This is a genomic window from Micromonospora sp. NPDC049799 (genome assembly GCF_040656655.1).
In the GTDB taxonomy this organism is placed as follows: Bacteria; Actinomycetota; Actinomycetes; order Mycobacteriales; family Micromonosporaceae; genus Micromonospora.
Window position 1 is genome coordinate 1 of sequence record NZ_JBFAMU010000387.1, and the last position, 4,675, is coordinate 4,675.

A 4,675-nucleotide genomic window follows, 5' to 3' on the forward strand; every position below is an offset into this window, starting at 1 on the left:
GCCAGGAGAGCGACGGCCGCCACCACCGCGACGGTACGGCGCCTCATCGCGCACCGCCCGGTTCGCCTCCGGCGGTCGGCAGCTCCAGCGTGAAGCACGTGCCCGCGCCCGGCGCGCTGCGCACGTCCAGCCGTGCGCCGAGCAAGCGCGCGTTCTCCCACGCGATGGCCAGCCCCAGGCCGCTGCCCCGTCCCGACCGGGCCGCGTCCACCTTGTGGAAGCGGTCGAAGATCCGGGGCAGGTGGTCGGCGGGGATGCCGGGCCCCTCGTCGCCGACCTCGACGACGACGGACGGGCCGGTGGTCGTGACGGTGGCCCGGGCCTCGCCACCGCCGTGCTCCACCGCGTTGGCGACGAGGTTCGCGAGAATCCGTTCCAGCCGGCGCGGGTCGGTGGGCAGGGTGGTGGACGGTCCGGTGACCGTGACCCGGTCCACCCAGCCGCGCTGCCGTGCCAGCCCGCGCAGCAGGGCCGTGACGTCGACCGGGACGACGGTGACGACCTCCCGGCCGGCGTCCAGGCGGGAGATTTCCATCAGGTCCTCCACCAGACGGCGTAGCCGCACCACGTCGGTGACCAGCAGCTCCGCCGGCCGCCGGGCGTCGGTGGGGAGCTGGTCCAGGTGGTCGCGCAGCAGCGACGCCGCGGCCACCAGGGCGGTGACCGGCGTACGCAGTTCATGCGCGACGTCGGCGGTGAACCGCCGCTCCCGGTCCTGGGCGCGGGACAGCGCCTCGATCTTCCCCTCCAGCGCCTCGGCCATCTCGTTGAACGACGCCGCCCACGCGCTGAACTCGTCCCGCCCGCGCACCGGCAGCCGGGTGTCGAGCAACCCCTCGGTGAGCGCCCGTGCGGCGAGACTGGCCCGGCCGACCGGCTCCAGCGTCCGTCGGGCCAGCAGATGACCCACCCCGGCGGCGAGCAGCACCACCGACACCCAGCCGGCCAGCAGCGCGGTACGCAGCTGGTCGAGGCCGGCGGCGATGTCGTCCTCGACCGTGACCACGTACAGCTCGGCGGTGGAGCCCGGCACCCGCCCGCCGACGGTGAGCAGCCGGGGTCGTACCTCCGGCGCGGTCCGCTCGTACCCGAGCTGGCCGGCCGCGACCGTGGCCCGCAGCCGCGCCCCCAACGACGGCGCGTACCCGGGGTGCGACGGGTACGCCTCGCCGTCGATGAGCACCACGTGCCGGCCGCTGCCCTCGAAGCTGGTCAGCAGGTCGGTGCGGCGCTGCTCGGTCAACGGCACGAACTGTCCGGCCAGGACCAGCTGGTAGCGGGCGTCGGCCGCGGCCTGCTGGAGTGAGCCGTCGAAGCGGGCCTGCCGCAGCGGCAGGTACGCGCCACCGGCGAGCAACCCGGCGGAGACTCCGGCCACGAGGAGGAAGGCGACGGTCAGCCGGCGGCGCAGTCGACCCGGCGCCACCGCTCCCGTCGCCCGCATCCCGGCACCCGGCTCAGGTCGCGGACAGCTTGTAGCCGGCCCCGCGGACGGTCCGGATCAACCGGGGGTGCGCGGGGTCCACCTCGACCTTCGCCCGCAGGCGTTGCACCGCCACGTCGACCAGCCGGGAGTCGCCGAGAAAGCCGTGCTGCCACACCTGTTCCAGCAGCAGCTCGCGGGTGAAGACCTGGCCGGGGCGGCGGGCCAGCTCCAGCAGCAACCGGAACTCGGTGGCGGTCAGCGGCAGCTCGCGTCCGTCCCGGCGGGCGGTGAAACCCGCCGGGTCGATGGTCAGCCCACCCACCTCGATCGTCGTGTGGGCCGTCGGCCCGGTGACCCGACGCAGCACCGAGCGCACCCGGGCGACCAGCTCCGGCAGGTCGAACGGCTTGCGCAGGTAGTCGTCCGCGCCGCACTCCAGACCGACCACCACGTCCACGGTGTCGGTGCGGGCGGTGAGCATGAGGATCGGCACCTGACTGGTGCGGCGGATCTCCCGGCACACCTCCAGGCCGTCCAGGCCGGGCAGCATCACGTCGAGCACGATCAGGTCGACCGGACGCGACCGCCACACCGCCAGGCCCGCGCGCCCGTCGACGGCGGTCTCCACTCCGAAGCCGGCCCGGCGCAGGCCGAGGGCGGCGACCTCCCGGATGGAGGCGTCGTCCTCGACCACCAGCAGGCGGCCGTCCATGCCGTCAGCGTAGCGCCGGGCGGGCCCGCCGTGACCTGCCGGAACGGCCGGTGTGGAGGGCCCGCCCGGGTCGGTCACGTGACCTACTCCTGCCACTGGTGGGCGACGTCGAGCACGATCCTGCTGTGCGTGCCGGGGCCGGCCAGCACGAACACCCGGAAGGGCAGCCGGGCTCGTACCCCGACGGCGAAGGTCGTGTAGCCCTCGAAGCTGCCGCCGAACACCACGTCCCGCAGGGTGCGGTACCGCAGGACGTTCGCCGCGCGGTCGCCGACCCGGTACGGCACGGTGGCCAGGTGGTCGTCGTCGTACGCCGGGGCCCGCAACGACACCCGCAGCAGTTGGTCCCCGGCGGTGTACGGCGACAGCGCCAGCCCTTCGCCGTCGGTCCAGGTCTCCCCGTACGCGATCGAGTAGCCCTCGACCGCACCGGCGAACTCGAACACCACCCGGTCGAAGCAGTCGTGCCGGCCGGCGCGCACCGCGACCAGGGGCGCGCCGCTCAGCTCGCCGGCGGTCTTCTCCGCGCTGCCCCAGGTGATCCCGCAGTACGGCGACCCGGTCGCCGCGGCCCTCGTCGTACCCGTCGTGCTGCCCGTCGTCGCCGTGCCCGCGCCGGCCGTGCCGCCACCGGCGGCCAGTCCGGCGAGCACGACCACCAGGACCGTCAGTCCACTCCTGATCCGCATGATGCCCTCCTCGGTCTATCTCCTGTGTCACCACCCTCCGGCCGCGTCGCCGTAGCGGTGTGGGCTCCACGGTGGAGCGGCTACGCCACCGGACCTTCGCCGAGCCGTAACGGCCGGGTAACAGCTGACGACCGGGGTCGAGATCGGGGTCGGCGGCGGCGTCGGTATGACGCTTCCGGTATGTCGGACATCGAGACTTCTCGATCTAACATTCACGCACATCAATGAGTGGGCGGCCTCGGGCCGCCGATCACCGCAGGGGAGTGCGTGATGATCCGACGACAACTGCTGCGCGCGGCCGGTGCCGTGCTGGCGGCGGTGCTGGCGGCGGCCGGGGTGCAGGTCGCCACCGGCGCGCCCGCCTCCGCCGCCCGCACCGTCTACTACGACGCCAGCCGGGCCGGCGAGTTCCGCACCAACTTCGACCAGGCCGCCCAGATCTGGAACAGTCGGGTCACCAACGTCCGGCTGGTCCCCGGCACCCCGGCCAGCGTGACCATCTATGTCGACAGCGGGTGGCCGCGGGCGCAGGTGACCGGCCTCGGCTCCGGCCGGATCTGGATGGGCTGGACCGCCGTCAACCAGGGGTACGACCGCACCCGCATCGCCAGCCACGAGTTCGGCCACATCCTCGGGCTGCCCGACCGGCGTACCGGCCTCTGCTCCGACCTGATGTCCGGCAGCAGCGCGCCGATCTCGTGCCGCAACGCGTACCCCAGCTCCACCGAGGCGAGCCGGGTCAACTCGCTCTTCGCCGGCAGCCTGGCCGCGTCGCAGGCGGCACCCGCCGGCGCGTACGACTTCGACGTCACGCCGTTCGTCGTCGGCGGTCGACCGGCCACCGAGAACTACCCGTGGCTGGTCTACACCTCCGGCTGCACCGGCACCCTCGTCAAGGCCAACTGGGTGGTCACCGCGCGGCACTGCTCCACGCCCTCGTCGGTGCGGGTCGGCAGCGTCAACCGCACCAGCGGCGGCACGGTGGTCGGCGTGACCCGGTCGGTCAGCCACCCGACGATCGACGTCAAGCTGCTGCAACTCTCCAGCTCGGTCGGGTACGCACCGGCACCGATCCCCAGCACCTCCGGCGCGGTCGGCACCGCCACCCGGATCATCGGCTGGGGCCTGACCTGCCCGTACCGGGGCTGCGGCTCCGCGCCGACCGTCGCACACGAACTGGACACGTCGATCGTGTCGGACAGCCGCTGCATCGGCATCAACGGCCCGTACGAGATCTGCACCAACAACACCGGCGGGAACTCCGGCGCCTGCTACGGCGACTCCGGCGGCCCGCAGGTCCGCAAAATCAACGGGGTGTGGAACCTGATCGGCGCGACCAGCCGCTCCGGCAACAACAACTCGACGTGCGCCACCGGACCGTCCATCTACGGCGACCTGCCCTCGATCCGGTCCTGGATCAACACGCAGGTCGGCGGTCTGCCGCTCTGACGTCGACCGCGACCGGCGGCGTCCGCGCGCCCCGGTCGTCCGGCCTCGCCGGACGACCGGGGCGTGTCACGCCGTCACCACTTGATCACCGGTCTGCGGTACGGTGCCCCGGACATTGATCTCCTCCGAGGTGATTCATGCCCGCCGCCGCCGTACTCGCCCTCATCCTGGCGCTCGCTCCCGCCCCGACGCCGTCCGGCTCCACCGGCCCGGTCGGTGACCTCCTCGGAGGTGTCGGGGATCTGGTCGACGGCCTGCTGCCCGGTGGTGCCGACGCCACCCCGGCACCTTCGGCGACCCCGTCGGTCGGTTCCCCGACGGCGAGCCCGTCCGACCCGTCGCCCCCGCTGTCCCGCTCGGCCGGACCGACGCCGGGCGCGACCCGGCCGTCCTCCGTCG

General features: G+C 73.6%; 4 protein-coding genes and 1 pseudogene. 2 read left to right on the forward strand and 3 right to left on the reverse strand.

All coding sequences use genetic code 11. The annotated features are described in order from the left end of the window. Positions 1 to 43: 43 nt before the first annotated feature. The 3 genes from AB0I76_RS22785 to AB0I76_RS22795 form a co-directional block, all read right to left on the reverse strand. Entirely contained in the window at positions 44 to 1,444 is a 1,401-nt protein-coding gene (locus tag AB0I76_RS22785) for a HAMP domain-containing sensor histidine kinase (protein WP_357038866.1), read from the reverse strand. Between the two features lie 13 nt (positions 1,445 to 1,457). Next, positions 1,458 to 2,138 (reverse strand): response regulator transcription factor, encoded by a 681-nt coding sequence (locus AB0I76_RS22790; protein ID WP_357038869.1) that lies wholly within the window; start codon positions 2,136 to 2,138, stop codon positions 1,458 to 1,460. Positions 2,139 to 2,221: 83 nt separating this feature from the next. Next, on the reverse strand, positions 2,222 to 2,827 hold the full coding sequence (locus AB0I76_RS22795; RefSeq protein WP_357038872.1) for a hypothetical protein: 606 nt from the start codon (positions 2,825 to 2,827) through the stop codon (positions 2,222 to 2,224). 270 nt (positions 2,828 to 3,097) lie between these two features. On the opposite strand from AB0I76_RS22795, the gene AB0I76_RS22800 reads away from it, so the two are divergent. Together AB0I76_RS22800 and AB0I76_RS22805 are read left to right on the forward strand one after the other, a co-directional pair. Next, entirely contained in the window at positions 3,098 to 4,276 is a 1,179-nt protein-coding gene (locus AB0I76_RS22800; protein WP_357038875.1) for a snapalysin family zinc-dependent metalloprotease, read from the forward strand. Positions 4,277 to 4,413: 137 nt separating this feature from the next. Further along, a pseudogene (locus tag AB0I76_RS22805) lies at positions 4,414 to 4,675 on the forward strand (hypothetical protein); the annotation flags it as partial.